Origin of the sequence: Mesorhizobium sp. WSM3868, from assembly GCF_002294785.1 — a bacterium.
GTDB lineage: Bacteria > Pseudomonadota > Alphaproteobacteria > Rhizobiales > Rhizobiaceae > Mesorhizobium.
Genome location: NZ_NSGB01000001.1, coordinates 631,283 through 649,007 on the forward strand (window position 1 = coordinate 631,283; position 17,725 = coordinate 649,007).

Below are 17,725 nucleotides of genomic sequence, written 5' to 3' on the forward strand. Positions count from 1 at the left end.
ATGCGATGAGGGGCGGGTCGCGGTGACTGATATCATTGCGGGTGTTCTTCATAGCTCTGGACCGTTCCGATCGATCAAAGTGCCGGCCGGCCACTCGCTCATTGAGCGTCCAATTGGGAGCACCATGACGAGCACGTCGTCGTCGATTCGCGTGGGAGGCAGATCTGGGTACACGTCCGGGCGGGTTGAACGCACGCGAACGCCCGACAAAATGCTCGCCAAGCCTTTGCGGCAGAACCTGCCAAGATGGTTCCGGAGCGCGTGCCGAACCGTGCCGAAAGCGAATGGAACGCCAAGCTGCTGCAGCACTGGATACATCGCGCTGATCGAATGGGCGATTCCTAGCCCCTCAAGATCCGGACGCACCCCGTATAGACCGAGTTCAGCGACAAGGAGATCAGCGTCGCCCACTTTGATGTATCGGCGCAGCACGCCCAAGTGAGCCGCTATCCCGTGCACATCATAGCCGATTGCGCGGACCTCCGGCCTTGCACCGGCCCAACTTCGACCGCCCGCGAATGCCGTTGCACTAAAGGCTCCGACAGGCTCATAGATCTTCCGGAAGAACTCAGAGAGTTCGAGATGATCGGTAAGCCGCAACTCATTTTCCCAGCACAACCTCCACTGCACGTCAGAGCGCATGCGAAGACTTCCTTTTTTTCGGGTTCTTTTGTGTACCTCACGCGGTGGTGCAACGGCGGTGTACGTCATGTGCGGCGGTCTATGAATGACCCGCTCGGATTGGTAAAATTGATTGTTTAGATGGCGAGCATCCAGGCTGTGGATGTTAACACCATGCGTTTCAAAGCCCTGATCTACAGCTTCTGGTCGTCCTCGATCGGCCCGATACTGCGACGGCAGCGATGGCGGCTGTCGGTGACACAACCTGCCTCAAGAGCGGCCGCCAGCGGCGTGTCTGCGCCTCGTGCCGAAGCAGCGATCAAGTGGAGGAAGGGCCCGACCCGCCAACGTCAATGATGTCGAAGCCGTCGTCACAGCCGGCCATCAACGTGCCGCCAGCGCGTCGGCTCTCTTCGGGAGACGCTGCTGGAGTCGAGCCGCATGTCGTGCATCGAGCGGACTGATCTGCAACGAGCGTCAAACCGACCGCGAGCTCAACCTCGCCTACACACTGGCATCCAGGCTCAATTCCAAGCTCATCCCCTTCCTGCCTCGCGACAACATCGTCCGAACTCAGGAAGATGTCAGTGATCCAGCATGCGCCGGACTCCAAGCAGGCAGGGGAATTGCAAACAGGTGGATGTATCTTCGCGCATCTCGGAATGTCGTCGCATCGCCTTACCCTTCGTATTCAGCGGAGAATTTCGGGGGTGCAGACTTACCATGCGCAGAGCGGCTATTCCGCCGGCCGCGTCTGCAGGACAGTACGGCGGTCGACTGACTGCAGCAGCACAGCGGCGGCGACGGCCAGAAGCGCCAGCGCCGCACCTACCAGCGGCAACCGGGCGTAGGATACGCCCCAGGAGATAGCGAGGCCACCGATCCAAGCGCCGCCGGCATTGCCGACATTGAAGGCGCTCTGGATGAGCGTGGCGGCCAGGTTCGGGCCCTCGGCAGCCGCCTCGATGACGCGGATCTGCAGCGGCGGCACGACGATGAAGATCAGCATACCCCATAGGAAGACGATGGCTATGGCAACCATCCCTATCGCACCGAATTTGGCGAAGATGACGAACATCAAGGCCATGGCGAAAAGCGTGCCGATTACCGTCGGCATCAGCCTCCATTGGGCTAGGCTGCCGCCGATGAGGTTGCCGATCGTCATGCCGGCGCCGAACAAGAGCAGCACCCAGGTGACGGTCGCCGTCGACAGGCCGGAGACGTCGGTGAGATAAGGCTTGATGTATGTGAAAACCGCGAACAGGCTGGCCGATGCAAGCGAGGCGATCACCATCGCCAACCACACCTGCAGCTTGCCGAGCACGCGCAATTCAGCGAGCAGGCCACCGCTCGGCTCGGCGACATCCGAAGGCACCAGCCAGGCGATGGCCGCGACCGAGACCAGCCCGATGCCAACGACGGCAAAGAAGGTGGCGCGCCAGCCGAAGGCTTCGCCGAGCACGGTGCCGGAGGGGACGCCGAGTATGTTGGAGAGCGTCAGACCGGCGAACATGAGCGCGATCGCGCTCGCCCTTTTGTTGCGCGGCACAAGACTCGCGGCGACGACCGAGCCGATGCCGAAGAAGGCGCCATGGCCGAAAGCGGTGAAGACGCGCGCCGCCATCAGCAGCCAGTAATTGGGCGCAAGCGCGCAGAACAGATTGCCGATGACAAAGAGCGTAGCGAGGCCGACAAGCACCGGCTTGCGCGGCAGGCGGGCCGTCGCCACAGCGACGATCGGTGCGCCGATGACAACGCCCAGCGCGTAGCCGGTGACGAGCAAGCCGGCCGATGGAATTGAAACGCCGAGATCGGCGGCCACCTCCGGCAGCAGTCCCATGATGACGAATTCGGTGGTGCCTATGCAGAAGGATGCAATGGCAAGTGCAAGGATCGGCAAAGGCATGGGGTGTCCAGACTCGCTCGGTGATGACTCGCGGACAACCAAGCATGTGCCGTTCCGAATAAAAGGTCATTCTGGAACAAGCAGATAGCGTAAACAGATACGTCGCCTGTCCGACATTGTCGCCCCGGCTTTGTCATTTCTGCACTGCTGTCCGGGAAGCCCATGCCGCGCGTTGAGGGAGTTTCCGGCTACCTTCTGAGCATCGGGTGAATGCTTCACCGACTAAAACCGGTGGCTTCAGGTTACGGCTTAAAGCCGGATCGGTCCGCCGTCCGGCGGACAGGGCGCGAACTCACGTCACGTTGAGATTGTCGTCAGGCTCGGGCGGCGTCTGGTTCCCCACATTCGTCGGTAACATTGCCGCTTGTGGCAACCCAATAACCCCTCGCCCACAGATGCTGGCCCTAGTAGCGTTTGCGCAATATCCGAACTCGCTCAGCAGCTTGTGTAAACTGCGTCCCTTCAGGCGCTGCACGCGATACTTACCGACAGGTTCGGCGGGACCGACACAAGCATGCGCACGTCGATCCGGCGTGAATGACAATTTCGTGCGCCCGCGCCGTCTCACGCAGCAACTCCCGGCATCGCCATACCAATGCGAATGTTCGTGCTGCTTCCCGGTGTTGCCAGTACAGGAGGCCATTCCGAGCCCTTATTGCCATTCCGGCGCTTGCTTTCGCCGGCGGCATCCCTATTTCGCTCGGTCTGGTATGTCTTACGCCATGGCCGTATGAACACGGACGTGCCGATTGCGAGAAGCGGTGATGGTGGTGCCGGTGCCTTGCGGGTGTGCGGTCTCTAGGTTTGGATGCCCATGCTGCCCTTCATCGTCGAGCCCCTTTTTCGCCCTGAATTCAGCGCTGCACTACTGTCGGAAGGGCGAGCGAGCTCGTCGACGTTGGGTCCCGGAGGCTAAGGAAGGGCAGGCTGTCGCTTTCCGCTGCGCCGACTATTCAGACGGTCACCAACCTCAAAGAATCGCGCGTAAGGTCCGCCTGCGAAGTGACGCCGCAACTCTCCGAAATTCTCTATCGTTTGGTCCAGGGGGCGCGCTTCCTGCCGCTTAAGAATAGTGGCACCAGAGAGCCGAACCGCTGGAATCCCCAGGAACTCCCAAATTTTTGCCAAGCACGCAGAGGGTTCGCCAAGAAGGCTCTCGTACTCGACCACATGCAAGTCGGTGGACGCGAAGGAGCGCGCGACGAGATTGTGGAATTCATCGGCGGTCTTGAAATAAGCCTCGCAGCAGGCGACTGTCAGTTTGACGCATGGATTCGCGTCGTTGCCCGAAATGTACTTAAGCCATTGGCGGGTTTGCCTCGCCTGTGTCAGCGATCGCAGCGATTCCAATGTGTTTCTGCGAACTAGAAGGATGACCTTCAGGCATGGCCAACGAGCGAGCTCAGCAAAAAAGCCCGGACGCTCGCGAAACTGAGGTTCGTTGATCTTGCAACCAACGCGCGTCACCTTCTTGTCGGTTGCGTTGGGATAACGCAAGTAGGCAAGCTCGAGGAGCTCGCGATCGCTGCCTAGCAAGCGGTCCTTATCGAGCCAGTTAGTATCATAGCGGTTGAGCAACTCACCATTGCTCAGTACGCTCGCATGGTCGTTCAGCAGTTCTTCCAAGTAATGCGTACCCGCCCTCGGCATCGCAAGGATCACAAATGGGCTAGGTGAAGGCATTGGATGGGTCATGCAAGTGTTTCCGTTCTAAGGTTTGTTCGGCTGGGGTTGACCTACGATGTCAGCCCTGGATGAAACGGCGCAGCAACTCTATGTAAGCCGCCTTCCTAAAAATGGCTTTTTGAAAGAATTCGGCGAATTCGACGTTGTCTGCAAGTCCCAGCTCATTTCCCGCATAGTCTCCCGGCGTACTTTGGAAGCGCATGGAATAGCTTCCTCTTGCCGTTTCCTGGGTTACGCGTCACGCGATCCGATCTCGACCAGTCTGGAAAGCGTACGGAGCTTTTGCCGGTGGTATGCCTCCAAGCGGCCTTGGGGCTTGGTTGCGTCAGCCGGATCGATGGAGCTTGCGCAACGTCCGAAGAACATATTCGAGCGAGCATGGCCTCGTTTGATGCTAGACGTCTACTTCAGAAATGCAGCACTCCATAAACGTCGCAAAATCGATTGTTCGGATACTTCACATCCATGCCGTGGATGAATCGACCGTGCGCTTCAAGGGCCTTGATGTGAATGCTCCACCCGCTAAAGCCGGTGCGCGACTTTTCCGCGACGAGCTATTTATCATCAGAGGCCGTGAACTTGTCCCAACACGCCGTGCGGAAGGGCTCGCCCCCGCGGTCCGCGAGGCTCTGCTGCACATCCAGCTCTCTATCATTCCCTGGGATAATTCAACCCAACCCAATCGGCGCACCGCTTCAGGATCGGCACTTCCGATTTCATGACGGTCTTCAAGCGGTCGTGGAGCGTGTCGCCCGGGAAGCACCCGCCACCGGCTTTGAATTGCTGCCTCTCGAGGACGACCTGCGTGAGGGGCGTTTGCGTTCCCAGCTTCATGTAGTGCCCGCAATCAGTCGGGGCGAGACGATTATCAGGTGCCGATTTCATCCCGGTACAGGGAAATGGGTTGTTGTTGCCGGGCGATCGCCGTGGTGACGAGGTCGACCTCCCATCCGACAGCCTGTCGGCACACTGGCCCAGTAGCGATCTGGATGATGGAGGGTCGGGCGGCGGCGATGAGGGTGAAGGAGACACCGCACCTCCTGTGCGAACTCCACCTTCAGCTATCTGAGCTTGCGGCGTGATCACCTACATCGCGAAGGAGACGTACAAGACGGCGCGCATCGTCGTTCCGGAGAAACGAAATACCTTCGCTACCGTGTGGATGTGCGATCGTTGTTGCAAGCCGTCATGTCCTCGCTCAGGCGGCGCAGCGGGCTCAACTCGGCCATTTCAAACTCTGTTCCAGAATGCGCTTCAACGTCCAATCCTATGCCAACTCACAAAGGTGTCATCGCCCAATGTCTTGGCCCCCGACATTGACGAAGCGAACTCGCTCGCGAGAGGTGCCGCATGTCTAGGGTCACAACGGCCGGGGGCGACTTCGCGACCTGACATCATCCAGGCGTTTAGAACTTCTTCACCTCAATTCCGTGCCGGCGCAGAGCATAGCCGACTTGCAGCGGCGTGGGGCCGAGGATACGAGCCGCCCTAGCCTGGACCAGTTGGCCTTCTCCATCGCGTCGATCAGCCGCGTTCCGTCAGCCGCGAGGCCCACATTGGGAGCAATTGGGCTCCTTCGGATCGGCGCCCCTGACGGTCCGTTCGGTCGCCCACCTCGTGTGCCGGCTGTGCCGGATGCGGCTGACCATGGAACGGCAAGCGTGCAACCACGGAACCGGCTGGGCGCTGCGCGGGTCGAAAATCGCGGCGGTCCTCTCTCGTTCCAAGACAGAGCAATCCTGACCGATCGCTCAGTAGAGGGGCGGCCCTGCCATAATCAGCACCGAAAGCCGATTGACCGGCCCAGATACCTCGTCGTCCGCACTAGGAACACAGACGCCTGAAAGAGCAGAGCACGCCTTCGCCTATACAAGGGGAGGAAGGCGTCATGCTCTTGCGGCGATCGACGATTCCGCGCAGCCGCGACCGCTCACATCGAACCACACTCGCCAGCCTGCTAGGCCGGCACGCGGACGATGCCACTGTGACTGGGGTTCACCGCCTCAGCATGGCCGCAATGCCATAACGGACAAAGGGAAGATGTTGTCCGAGGCGCAGCCCCACATGCCTTGCAAGCCGTGCTGCCGGATGCTCGCTTGAGTAGAGACCGACGAGAATATTCGTAGCATGGTAGAGCGGCGCGGCCGACAGGCGCAGTCGGCTTTCATATCTGTGGAGCATGTCGGGATCGGCAATGTCGCGACGGTCGCGCCATGCTGTCTGAATACCACGGGCGAGCTGCTTCTGGCCGCCGAGGCCGATGTTGAAGCCATGCGCGGTCACCGGGTGCATGCCGATGGCAGCGTCGCCGATCAATGCGGCGCTCGGCGCCCGGAACCTGTGCGCCCAGGTCGTGACCAACGGATAGATATGGCGTTGGCTTGCCAGGCTCATGTTGCCGAGGCGGCCTCGACAGCGTTTCGTCAACTCCATCAGGAACAACTCGTCATCAAGGGCAAGCAGTTCTTCGGCCTCGTTTGAGGGCAAAGTCAAAAGCAGCGACGACACGCCCTTGGCGAGGGGCAACATCGCTATCGTCTGATGATGATCGAACCATTCGATCGCGATCTGATGGTGGGGGCGCTCGTGCCTCACCCGGCAAATCAGCATCGAGTTGCCAAGCCGGTTGATATCGGCGCCGATGCCGAGCAGATTGCGGGTGGCGGACAAACGCGAATCGGCGGCAACGAGAAGCCGAGCGGTCAGCTGCCTGCCATTGGAGAGCGTTATAACTGCTCGCTGACGGCTGTTTGTTGCACGCACGACCGAGTGGCCGCACAGCAGCCGAACATGGCCCTGGGAGCGGATGATCTTGAAAAGGGCATCGCGGATCCGGCAATTCGGGACCAGAACGCCCAGTGGTTCTGCGGATCGGCCCGGTGAATCGAAACACAGCGCAAAGGGACTCGATCCGTTGAGGACGCGTGCGCCTTGAAGCGGTGACTTGTCCGAAGCACGGATAACATCCCAGGCGCCGAGCTCGCGAAGGATGCCAATCGAGGCGTGGGTGAGCGCGATCTCGCGACCGTCGAAAGCCGGACTTGCCAGTCTATCCAGGGACTGTCCTTCGACAACCGCCAGTTTGAGCTCGCTGTGGGCAAGCGATGCGGCGAAGGAAAGACCGACCGGCCCGGCGCCAACGACAATGATGTCGAAGCTGTGGTCAAGGCCGGGCATCAGCGTGCCGCCTGCGCGTCGGCTCTCTTCGCGAAACGCTGCTGGATTCGAGCCGTATGTCGCACATCGGTCGCGCTGCGATCCATGGCCCGCCGCATCGCCTCAGGCGCGTTTCTCGCGTCGGTTCCTGGCTGGTGAAGCGTCATTTGCGCGCCGTATGGTCCGGATTGTAAAGATGATGGGAGCGACGATCAGGCTGTCGGTCAGCACATGCGTTTCCCCTGAAGAACTGGCCGATCAGACCACGCCGACTAGAACATGGCCTTGATCTGGGTCAGTCGAGGCCCAACCGGGGTCGGATGACCTCGATCCAGTGTGCCAGCTGATCCCATGACGACGCCATGGCACCAGCTAGCCCAAGGGAGAACCAGGCGTGTGATCTGGGGAAAGCTGTTTTCAGCACTTTGCGAGATCAGCGAATGACCGGCTCGCCATGGAAGCGCCGGCGCGAGGGCGGCGACACGCCGAAGCCGACTTCCATCATCAATCGTGGCGTGCGCGAAGGCACGGTGCCCATATGGAAGCCAAACGGATCCTCGACAAAGCCGAAGCCGGCTTCGCCGGTCAGCGTGACGGGGCTGTCATCGCCATAGACGTTGAGAACCTCATGCGCGGGATGGCCGACGAGCAGCGTCAGTTGATGCTTGAGGATGCGCCGCTTGTGGCTGCCCCGGACATAGACATGCGGGCCGGTGCCCTCGTCGACCGGCGCCAGATAGAAGAAGAATTTCAGCATCCGCCAGTCATCGAGATCGAAATGATACTTCCCCAGCGAGGCACGGTTCTTGTCGGCGTCGGAAGCCTGGCCGGTGGGAAAGCTCCACCACACGCGTGTGGTGATCAGTTTCGCCTGAGCGCCCAGATAATGCGCGGCGATGTCGAGCAGCAGCGGATCGTTCTGGAGGGCGACCGCTGCCTCGCAGCCGAGGATGCGTTCGAAATAGTGGCCGCTGAGCAAGGAGCGGCCGAAACGCTTTTCGGCCTCGGCATGGTCCTCAGGCATGAATTCGAGACGGCGATCGAAATTGCCGAAACAAGGCGTGCACCGGGCGAAGGCGGCGATCTCCTCATGGATGAAAGTCGGAAGGACGAGCCCGCAAAACAGCCCGTCCGACCGCAGCGCCTCGACAACGTCCTGGCGATTGACGCCGGCAAACATCGTGTCGTGGGCCTTTTGGGACACGCAAACCGGCTTTGCCCCACGCCAGTGCATCCTGCGGGCCGGCATGGTGCGGGCCAGCACGAACATCGGCAGCCATGCCGGGTTCTCCCGAATGTCCGAAAGATAGGTGGGAATGCGCAAGGCGATGCGGCGCAGCACGCCGCCGTTTCGCGCGATGGCCTCGAGACTGGGGGCGCCGGATTGGTCAGGGCTAGAAAGGGTCATGAAGGTCCTCAGCTATGAATGCGATATCGACGAAGCCTCGGTTCTCGCTGCCCCGCCGCTGGGTTCCAACCCCGATTCCCGCAGCGGAAGGACGTCTAGCCGCGGGTCGGATTTTGTGCAATGCACAATAGCCCTTGCGGCGGGGCAAATGCTGTTAGGATCAATGTCCGAAGTTCGTCTGACAGAAGACCCGGCCGAGCCTTCGATCGAGAACAGCCGTATTTTGAGATCGGGCCCCTATAAACGCCCCCCTGAATGGCAACTCTGTTTCTGGGGAAGCTGGGGTGGCGCCCGCCGAGTGCACCAACTCGCCAAATCGCGGTGGCATCGCGTTGAACGCCAATATGTGCGGTGACTTTTTTGTCCTCGCCGTAAACTTGGGACTCCAAAATCTCCGATTCGGATTTCGCAGATATACTGCGCATCGACCGGCCCACGACCGACTCCAATGCATTGTCTGGTCGATCGGACGTCGGCTATCTTCGCGAGGCACACGCATGAAGGGCATAGAGGTGCCATGCGCCGAAGGAACTGAGTTCCAAATTGTCCTTATTGAACGGGGACGTGCGACGGCTTAGGTAATGGACCGAATAGCTCTTTTAACCAGCATTTCGGCCAGATGGGAGCATCTTCACCGTTGATGCCAGTAATCAACGCAATCTTCTCGCTTAAGCTCGGCACGCCATTAGCTTAACGAGGAAAGGGAAACCTCAACGAAGTTACCTTCTGATCACGACCTGTAGACGTCGGACCGTCAGGTGCGACCGTATACGTCCTCAAACCGCACAATGTCATCTTCGCCCAGATATTCGCCGCTTTGGACCTCAATCATAACCAGGACGATATTGCCGGGGTTCTCGAGCCGGTGTTTGTGGCCGCACGGGATATAGGTGGACTGATTGGTGGTCAGGAGTAGCTCCTGGTCGCCGTTGACTATTTTCGCAGTGCCGCTGACCACGACCCAGTGCTCGGAGCGGTGATGGTGCATCTGCAGGCTCAAGCGCCCGCCCGGGTTAACCTCGATACGCTTGATCTTGAAGCGCTCGCTTTCCTCCAGAACCGTGTAGGTGCCCCAGGGCCGGTGCACGGTACCGTGAAGCAAGTGCGCTTCGTGTCCCGCAGCCTTGAGCCCCTCGAACAGTTTCTTGACGTCCTGGACGCGATCGCGGGATGCAACGAGCAGCGCATCGGGGGAATCGACAATCACCAGGTCGCTGACGCCCACCGTCCCTATGACTCGTTTGTCCGAGCTTATGTAGGTGTCGACGGTGTCCACTAGATGGACATCGCCGCGGATCCTGTTGCCGCTCTCGTCGGGAGGGATCAGTTCGGCCATTGCGTTCCAGGAACCGATGTCGTTCCACCCCATCTCGCAAGGGACAACGGCGAGATTGTGCGCCTTTTCCATCACCGCCCGGTCGAGCGGGATGCGCGGAGCCACGGCGAGATGCTTGGCCGAGAGCTCGATGCTGGCGAAGCGCCCGCCGTCAATGATTGCGGCGTTCTCGTAGCTGCCCAGAACGGCATCGACCACCTCCTTGCAATGCAGGGCCATCTCATCGAGCATGACTTGCGCTTTGAAGCAGAAGATGCCGGCGTTCCAGAAGAAACGTTTGGAGGCGACATAGGATTTGGCGGTCTCGACGTCCGGCTTCTCGACGAAACGGACGACTTTTTCGCCATCGGCCTCGATGTAGCCGAATGCCGTGTCCGGCCTGTCTGGATTGATGCCCAAGGTTGCAATGCGCCCCTGCCCCGCATGCTCGATCGCCCGACTGATGGCGCTTCCAAAGGCCGCCAGGTCGCCGATCATCTGGTCCGCGGGAAAAATGCACAGGATTGCATCCGGCCCCTGTGTCGCCTTGGCGTGGATGGTCGCCGCGGCGATAGCGGCGGCCGTGTCCCGGCCCTCCGGCTCGAGCAGGAAGGTGCGCGGGAGCACGACGGAATCCAGCTCGTCAAAATGGTCTTTCGTGAGGAAGAGATGGTCCTTGGAGGTCACGGTGACGAGCTCGGCCGCCCCCACTATGGAAGCGGCGCGCAAGACGCTGTGCTGAATGAGCGAATACCCGTCCGCCATCTTGAGGAAAGGCTTGGGGTGCGATTGCCTGGAGGCGGGCCATAACCGCGAGCCGGCTCCGCCGCTGATGATGACAGGAACCACTTTCATCAAATGCCCTCTAACGTCTGCGACGCGAATGCCTGCGCTCTTTTCAGCACCGAGGCGACGATCGTCGTGGCTCTGCTCTCGCTCGAAGCTTCCGAATAGCAGCGCAGTTCCGGTGCATTGCCGGAGGGCCGCAGGTGTATGATCTCGCCTGTGCGCATACGCACCCTGAAGCCGTCGGTTTTGTCGACTTCGGCTACGGTCCCGAACGGGGCGAGAAATTGATGGAGTGCGTCTAGGTTTGCGAGGCGATCCATCAATCTGCTTGAACTTTCGGCGGAGAAATCCTGCAGCCGGTCGCTCGCGCATACCGGAAGCTTCCAGAGCTCGCGCAGTTGCGACAGCTTCTTCTTTGTCGATGCCATGGTACCGAGAACAGCCAGGATGGGGAGAACCGAGTCCCGCGTCGGCAGGGCGGTCAAAGTCTTCCCGTTCGCCGTGTAATCCGACCCCAGGAGAACGCCACCATTGGCCTCGAAGCCGACAACGATGCTGCCGGCACGATGTGACGCCTCCATGGCTTCGATGACAAAGGGGGACCCGACCTTTGTCCTCAGGACGTCGAAGCCGAAAGCTTTCGAAATGCCGGAATTGGAGGTCACAGGCGTCACGACGGTATCCGCCTTCAGGAAGAGAGCCGTGGCGAGCCCAACCAGATCGCCGCGAAACAGATCGCCATTTTCATCGGCAATGAGTGGCCGATCAGCGTCTGCATCGGTCGACACGATGGCATCGAGATTGAATTCGCGGACCCATTCTTTCAATTTTGCAATCGTGGCTGCATCCACGGCTTCGGTATCGACAGGCACGAAAGTTTCGGTTTTCCCGACGGCGACCACGCCGGCGCCGAGCGATTGAAGAATTTCCACCAAAAGCATTGCTGCTACCGAACTGTGCCGGTAGACTCCAAGTCTCAGGCCGGAAAGGGAGCCCGGCTCCAGCGTGTCATTGGCGCGCTCTCGATAAGAGGCCATCGCTTGTTCGTGGCGGATAGGCCACGTCGTTCCCAGAGGAGCGGGTGGCAAGCAATATGCATTTGATCTTTCGGCCACAAAGCGCGTAATCGCGGCCTCATCCGCCTTGCTGATCTCACCATTCGGGCCGTAGAATTTGATGCCGTTGCGATCGGCTGGAATGTGCGACCCAGTGACCATAAGAGCAGCCGCGCCGTGTCTGCGTGCATACAGTGCCAGGGCAGGCGTCGGTATGGCGCCGCAATCGATCGGCTGGAAACCATTTGCGGCCAACGCCGCCATGCAATTGTTGACTATCGCTTGGCTGCTGTCACGCAGGTCGCGGCCTACGAAGACCGAACTATTCGGCTGAACCTGGCTCGAACTCAAACGCCAGGCGAAAGCTTCGGTATAAAGCCCGCTGGCCTTGCCGAGCAATTCCGAATCCAAACCTCGAACGCCGCTTGACCCGAACTTCATGACTTCGCTTTGCTGGTGGACAGGTAAGGTGGTATATTGCAGTGGGCTAGTGCTTCTATTGAAAGCGCCATCGGTCTATCCAGATGTAATTCTCTTCAGCATGGTAACGGCCGATCAAATTTGCAGAACGACCCAGACAGGAGCTCAGAACGGAAGTTAGGGCCTCCACTGGAAGTCAGGGGCAACCATAGCTCTCCTTCTATTGAAATCTCTTGGCGCGCTCATCTAACGATCAAGGCAGGGAGTGATCGGTCGGTGCCCGCCGGTACTTCGCTATGCAGCATCATGACGTATCGGTAAACTTGGTTGTTTGGATGGCATGCATCCATGGCATGGATAGGGAAGCCTTCTGGATCAGCGCCGTAGAACCCTGCGGTTTTAGCCAATGTATTAAGGTCGGCTCGATGTGGAGCTTCAACAGGTTGTGGCTTGAGGCTGCCATGCGGTCGATGAGTTTTATCGGTGAGGCCAGGCTGGAAACTCGGCTGCGTGGAAGTCTGAGGTCCGATAGGCGACGGCATAGGCCCGCGGTTTGTATCAAGTGGTCGGCCTATAAGGCTTTATGCGGATGTGCTTGAGCCCGAGCTTGCGGAAAGCCTTGGCAAAGGCAAAGACCTTGCACCTCGCTCGACGGCATCCCGAGACCGGAATAGAAGGCGAAAGCAAACCTTGAGGAAGGCAATGGCGCGCTTTCCTCCTTCTCGTCGGGCGAGATTTGCGAGGAGGCCACACGCGAAGCGTCATCGGTGCAGAATGGACAAACTCCCATCCGATGCCGCGGCTGTTGGATTGTCCCTTTCGATCGCCGGTAATGCGGTGGCCGAGACGATCGAAGCGACCGAGCTTCTTGATGTCGATGTGGATCATCTCGACTGGCATGTCGCGCTCATCGCGGCGAACAGGCTCGGCCGGTTCCATATCCCTAAGCCGTGACAGGCCGGCGACGCTTGGGCGCCCTGCTCACAGTCGTTGGCGAAACACCTGTACGCTTGGCGATGTCCTTGCCCGCCAGCCGTTGACGGCGCAGGGCCAAATCTGGTCGACCGCTTTCGGCGTCGATGAGCGGTCGCACATGCTGGCGCAGCCCTCAGCCGCGTATCGCTCGACCTAGCGCGCGACCACCTTCGGCGTCACACCGTAGGTTCTTGCCGCTTGAGCTTTAGAGAAGCTGCGTTCAACGACGGCGCGGGCCATCTCCTCTCGACGCCGCGGTGTCACCCTCAAACCTGCCGAACAGCCGCTTGTTGCGGCGATTGTATATTTGACAGATCCACGCTTTCAAATTGACTCGTTTCTGACTTTTTCTGGGTGTATCTTCTTCCCGTCGTCCGTCTGGAGAGACGAGTATGTCGGCATACGGTGTGGCGGATTCCCAACTCGCAATTCTTACGAAAGGCCAGAACGACTATTGTACCAAGCACCTGGCTGCAGGGAAGGATGAGCGCGAGCGCATAGCGCTTAAAGTCCTGGCGCTTTTCGGGCGAGGTTTGATTGATCCTGACCAGCTATCGACAGAGCTTGAACGGGTTGCCCGGTGATCCAAGAGATGCATCCATGGGGAACAGAACAGCGGCTTGTCGATAGCGCGCGCCGCTTGATTGGCCGCTCCCGCGCCGGAGTGGAAGATGCTAGATTGAAGGTCGAGCAATCACGACTTGCCCTTGAACAGTCCCTCAAGCGCCTCCAACATTCACACCTTCTTGAGACACAGAAAAGCCCCAGCGCGGAGGGTGATCGGCGCTAGGGCTTCAGGCATGTACGCGGTACCAGCATGACCTTACGTTAGCTTGCGCTCATATAGTGAACGAAAAGTGAATCGCTCAGCCATGCGGATGCTTCTTGGACGGCTTCGTACGGCCACCCTTCAAGGGAGTAGTGCTTTGCCATAGAGCCGCAGTGGTGGCAAACCGGACCCTGCGGCCACAACATGCCTTCGACATGCTCAATGCGGCGGCTTCGTCGTGGAAGTAGGGGTGGGATAGAATGGACATAGCGATAACTCCTTAGATTCCTAATCGCGGTATCCGTTTGGGTCTGTCAAATATATAACGCCCTTGTTGCAAGGCGTCGCCAACCTGATCTGTGGCCGCACACGCTATGCCCTCGGCCTCACGCTGGTTAGCCGATCAACTTGATCCACAGGCGCTTGAACCATGCGAAGATGGCCCTGAGCCCCTTTGGCTCGGCGCCGCGTTTGAGAAGGCGGTCATAGGCGCGGCCGGCTTCGATCTGCTCGCGAGACATCTTGCCGGCCCAATGGATTCGGCCACGTTTGATGATGTAGTGCGAGCCACAAGGGAAGTCGTGATTGCCGATCGACGGCCAGATCGAGGCGCCCTCGTCCTCCATGACAAGGTCATATTCAGTTGGAACGAGCGGTGTCGAAACCTCCTCGCCACAGCCACAGGCGCAATTGTGGAGGGCAACGTGGCATTGGCGCGACACGTAAAGAACCCCGTCTTCCAGCTGTTCGGGAATATCTTCGACAAAGACCGTTGTAAGACAATCCACCCGAGCCATCATGCCCCCCGGTTCGTGATGTTGTTGCCCTCAATCATGTATGTCGCGTTTCTTTCGTTGCGCTCATCACGATAGAAGGTCAGCCAGCGCTTCCAGCGCATGATCGCCATGATGGCGTTCAACGAATTGAGCTCGGCGGTCTGGATCTCGGTTCCGTACACATCGGCCTCGTCATCGTCGTCACCGAACGACAGATGGGTCGCCACCTCCGCCCACGGCGTGCCGGGGGCAATGAAAGTCGCCCGTGCGCAACCGTCGAGCGTGTTGTCATCGAGCCCAAGACCAATGCCGGTGTCGACGAATGGAATGCCCAGGCGAACCAGCCCTTCGGCAATCACGCGCCGCGACGATCCCTTGTCAACACAGACGAAGACGAAGTCATAACCTGCAAATTCGTCAATGTTGTCAGCCTTGACCCTGGTGGCGTGCGGCCTCACGCCCTTGTGCATACGCGCGTAAAGCGCTGCGTAATAATCTACCTTGCGGGGAAAATTCTTCGCCAGCGCCTGTTCGGGAGCACCAGGCGAGCGGAAAAGATTGTGGTTGAGAAGTTGGTCGTCATCGTAGATGTGGATTTCGGCAACGCGGGTCTTGGCGGCGAGATCGAGCAGATAGGCACCTGTGCCGCCGAGGCCGATGATCGCGATGCGGCCTCTGAGCTTGCGATTGGCGAGGACGATTCCGTAGCGGGCTGACGCAGAATCGGGGATTGCGAACGGGCTATCGTCCTCCGCACTGGCTAACGTGACGCCTGTGCGCGGGTTCGCGGTCCTGTCGTGCGACCGCGCAGCGGCGGCGAGGTGAGATTCGTAGGTGACAACCTTGTCGTAAATGTTGGCATACCGGCCAGTACCTTCTGGCTTCGATGAGAAATAGTGATGGACCTTGATGTCGGATCCGACAGTCGCCTCGTTGCTGTTGTGGATGATATTGGTCATCGGCGTGCCATCGCGATGGCAGGGCGTCTCTCCGGTGAACCACATGGTGTGGTCTGTCTGTGGAGTCGAGGTCAGGCCTTGGGTATCCAGCGAGAGCGTGCAGACAAGCGTGCCGCGGCCAAGCGACCTGTCGCGCTTCACGTAGGGGACGCTGTGAACGAGAAGGACGAGCTCGCGCATCTCGAGCTCAAACCCCTCGTCCAGCAGCCGCTTGAGATGCGGATCACGACTTATCAGATCGGCGGACATTGAAGACCATCCCGTTCTTGACTTCGATTTTCTCGCCCTCCACCAGATCACCTTCCGCGCCGTGGATACCTTTCAGGTACGTGATCGTGTACTTGAACTTCTCAAAGTTGGCGTCGGGGTAGGCCAGCAGTGCAATCTCGCGATAGCTGTGCTTTCTCCTTGGTACCGTGCGCGATCGACCGTTGACCTTGATAACCACCGTTTTCGCCTCGTGGCTGCGGATGCGCTCGACGCCCTGTCCACCAAGAGTCACCGCGCCGTCAGCGGGAATGACCGTATCGCCGGCGCTGTCCAGAATCAGTTCGAGATCCTCATCGATGCTGGCGTAGCGGTAGATGTCAGCCGCGGAGATTGTCGCCGATCCCCACTCCCAGCCACGCTCGTTGACGGTGAAAGAAAAGGTCCTGTCGCCTTCGAATGAAAGGAACTCAGAGTGGGGCATCTCCCGCAGGTCGATCGCTTCCTCAAGGCCGATCGAACGCGTTGTCCTGTCCACTATCTGGATGAGAACATAGTCGCTGGCCGGATCAAGCCCACCGAGGGCGCGGACCTCGCGACCAGAAATGATGGCGTCATTGGAAGCCACCACACGGCCGTCCAGCTTGTATGTAAAGTTCGTCACGCCAGGCATCGAAGCCTCCTTGTCTCTCATTCTGCACAAAACATATATGCAATTTTTAGCCAATGTCTAGCTACTTGGTAGCTATTTTGTCATCATTTTTTGGTTGACAATTATGGACTTTATAGCTACATAAACAATGCCGGTTAGGGAGGCGCCCATGAAGCGCACGATGACGCTTAACTTGTCGGACGCGGAAATGAGCGTCCTTGAAACCATGTGTGAAGAAAAAGGGCTGTCCAAAACCGCGCTCGTTCGCCAAGCGCTGCGGCTCTACAAATCAGTCGACGATCGACTGGCGCGTGGCGAAAAGGTGTTTGTCGAAAGCGCAGATAAGTCAGAAAAAGTAGAGCTGATGGTTCTATGAAAGAGCTGATCGATCGCGTCTTTCTCTTAAATCGCGCAACAGGCCGGTTCGAAGATGCAGATCTGTATCATGGCCTGGACAGCACCAATCTCGCGCATATCGAGGGACGCTGGCGGCCGCTTTTTGAGTTGCGTCGGAGGGAAGCCAAGGCCTCTCTTCAGACTTTAGCGGAGGTCAATGCAGAAGATGCCCATTGGGAATGGGGCAAGAAGGCGCTGGTTGCGCTGGACGATCCATTCCTGTTCGATTTCTTCGTGCTCGAATGTGGTGGCAGCACACAGGCCATCATGATGACGCGCAAAGGGGGCCAAGACTGCTTCAGTCGCCACCCCGAGCATCAGCGAGTGCCGCTGATCTACGTGGAGTTTCTGGCGACGGCTCCATGGAATCGACCAAAGCTGGTTGCTGAGCCGATTTACAAGGGTGCGGGGCGTGTGCTCGTTGGTACGGCCGTCAGCTTGAGCCTGGAAGAAGAGTTTGGTGGCCGTATCGGTCTGCATTCACTTCCTGGCGCAGAAGTTTTCTACCGAGATGCGATCGGAATGACGGATCTTGGAGCGGATAGCGAAGGAGTGCATAAAGGTCTGAGATACTTCGAGCTTTCCAGCAGGGATGCTGCGACTTTCCTATCCGTGCAACACTAGCAAGAGGAGTC

General features: G+C 59.1%; 13 protein-coding genes and 5 pseudogenes. 4 read left to right on the forward strand and 14 right to left on the reverse strand.

Annotated features, from left to right (window positions below; genetic code table 11):
- Positions 1-48: 48 nt before the first annotated feature.
- Positions 49-642 (reverse strand): NodA family N-acyltransferase, encoded by a 594-nt coding sequence (locus tag CK221_RS02835; protein WP_095776604.1) that lies wholly within the window; start codon positions 640-642, stop codon positions 49-51.
- A 436-nt stretch (positions 643-1,078) separates the two neighbouring features.
- On the opposite strand from CK221_RS02835, the pseudogene nifH reads away from it, so the two are divergent.
- Positions 1,079-1,253 (forward strand): annotated as a pseudogene (nifH, locus tag CK221_RS02840) (nitrogenase reductase); the annotation flags it as partial.
- A gap of 104 nt (positions 1,254-1,357) precedes the next feature.
- Here nifH and CK221_RS02845 read toward each other — a convergent pair.
- The 4 genes and pseudogenes from CK221_RS02845 to CK221_RS30120 form a co-directional block, all read right to left on the reverse strand.
- Positions 1,358-2,527 carry an MFS transporter gene (locus CK221_RS02845; protein ID WP_095776605.1) on the reverse strand — a complete coding sequence of 390 codons (1,170 nt, stop codon included), beginning with the start codon at positions 2,525-2,527 and terminating at the stop codon, positions 1,358-1,360.
- 344 nt (positions 2,528-2,871) lie between these two features.
- Positions 2,872-3,049, reverse strand: a pseudogene (locus CK221_RS30675) (transposase); the annotation flags it as partial.
- A gap of 390 nt (positions 3,050-3,439) precedes the next feature.
- Positions 3,440-4,222, reverse strand: a complete 783-nt coding sequence (locus CK221_RS02855) for a sulfotransferase (protein ID WP_095776606.1) — start codon at positions 4,220-4,222, stop codon at positions 3,440-3,442.
- 49 nt (positions 4,223-4,271) lie between these two features.
- Positions 4,272-4,415, reverse strand: coding sequence for a hypothetical protein (locus CK221_RS30120; protein WP_179294520.1), 144 nt, complete (start codon positions 4,413-4,415; stop codon positions 4,272-4,274).
- A 250-nt stretch (positions 4,416-4,665) separates the two neighbouring features.
- Between CK221_RS30120 and CK221_RS02860 the strand changes: the two are divergent.
- Positions 4,666-5,014, forward strand: a pseudogene (locus CK221_RS02860) (LysR family transcriptional regulator); the annotation flags it as partial.
- 605 nt (positions 5,015-5,619) lie between these two features.
- Here CK221_RS02860 and CK221_RS31025 read toward each other — a convergent pair.
- The 9 genes and pseudogenes from CK221_RS31025 to CK221_RS02910 form a co-directional block, all read right to left on the reverse strand.
- Positions 5,620-5,744 (reverse strand): annotated as a pseudogene (locus CK221_RS31025) (helix-turn-helix domain-containing protein); the annotation flags it as partial.
- A gap of 464 nt (positions 5,745-6,208) precedes the next feature.
- Positions 6,209-7,390: a 5-demethoxyubiquinol-8 5-hydroxylase UbiM gene (gene ubiM, locus CK221_RS02865; RefSeq protein ID WP_095776607.1), complete on the reverse strand. Its 1,182-nt coding sequence runs from the start codon at positions 7,388-7,390 to the stop codon at positions 6,209-6,211.
- A gap of 412 nt (positions 7,391-7,802) precedes the next feature.
- Complete coding sequence (locus CK221_RS02870) at positions 7,803-8,777, reverse strand: hypothetical protein (protein ID WP_095776608.1); 975 nt, start codon at positions 8,775-8,777, stop codon at positions 7,803-7,805.
- A gap of 754 nt (positions 8,778-9,531) precedes the next feature.
- Positions 9,532-10,947: a mannose-1-phosphate guanylyltransferase/mannose-6-phosphate isomerase gene (locus CK221_RS02875; RefSeq protein ID WP_095776609.1), complete on the reverse strand. Its 1,416-nt coding sequence runs from the start codon at positions 10,945-10,947 to the stop codon at positions 9,532-9,534.
- Positions 10,947-12,377: a phosphomannomutase gene (locus tag CK221_RS02880; RefSeq protein ID WP_095776610.1), complete on the reverse strand. Its 1,431-nt coding sequence runs from the start codon at positions 12,375-12,377 to the stop codon at positions 10,947-10,949. The genes CK221_RS02875 and CK221_RS02880 overlap by 1 nt, the downstream gene beginning before the upstream one ends.
- Positions 12,378-12,836: 459 nt before the next feature.
- Positions 12,837-13,571: pseudogene (locus tag CK221_RS30680) on the reverse strand (leucine zipper domain-containing protein); the annotation flags it as partial.
- Positions 13,572-14,495: 924 nt separating this feature from the next.
- Positions 14,496-14,900 (reverse strand): DUF6527 family protein, encoded by a 405-nt coding sequence (locus tag CK221_RS02900; protein WP_095776613.1) that lies wholly within the window; start codon positions 14,898-14,900, stop codon positions 14,496-14,498.
- Positions 14,897-16,084 carry a ThiF family adenylyltransferase gene (locus tag CK221_RS02905; RefSeq protein WP_095776614.1) on the reverse strand — a complete coding sequence of 396 codons (1,188 nt, stop codon included), beginning with the start codon at positions 16,082-16,084 and terminating at the stop codon, positions 14,897-14,899. Before CK221_RS02905 ends, CK221_RS02900 begins: the two co-directional genes overlap by 4 nt.
- The gene (locus CK221_RS02910; RefSeq protein ID WP_245430566.1) at positions 16,059-16,715 is read right to left on the reverse strand and encodes a multiubiquitin domain-containing protein; all 657 of its coding nucleotides are present in this window, start codon (positions 16,713-16,715) and stop codon (positions 16,059-16,061) included. Before CK221_RS02910 ends, CK221_RS02905 begins: the two co-directional genes overlap by 26 nt.
- A 148-nt stretch (positions 16,716-16,863) precedes the next feature.
- Between CK221_RS02910 and CK221_RS02915 the strand changes: the two genes are divergently transcribed.
- Positions 16,864-17,070 carry a ribbon-helix-helix protein, CopG family gene (locus CK221_RS02915; RefSeq protein WP_010913797.1) on the forward strand — a complete coding sequence of 69 codons (207 nt, stop codon included), beginning with the start codon at positions 16,864-16,866 and terminating at the stop codon, positions 17,068-17,070.
- The gene (locus CK221_RS02920; RefSeq protein WP_095776616.1) at positions 17,067-17,714 is read left to right on the forward strand and encodes a hypothetical protein; all 648 of its coding nucleotides are present in this window, start codon (positions 17,067-17,069) and stop codon (positions 17,712-17,714) included. Before CK221_RS02915 ends, CK221_RS02920 begins: the two co-directional genes overlap by 4 nt.
- The last annotated feature ends 11 nt before the right edge of the window (positions 17,715-17,725 follow it).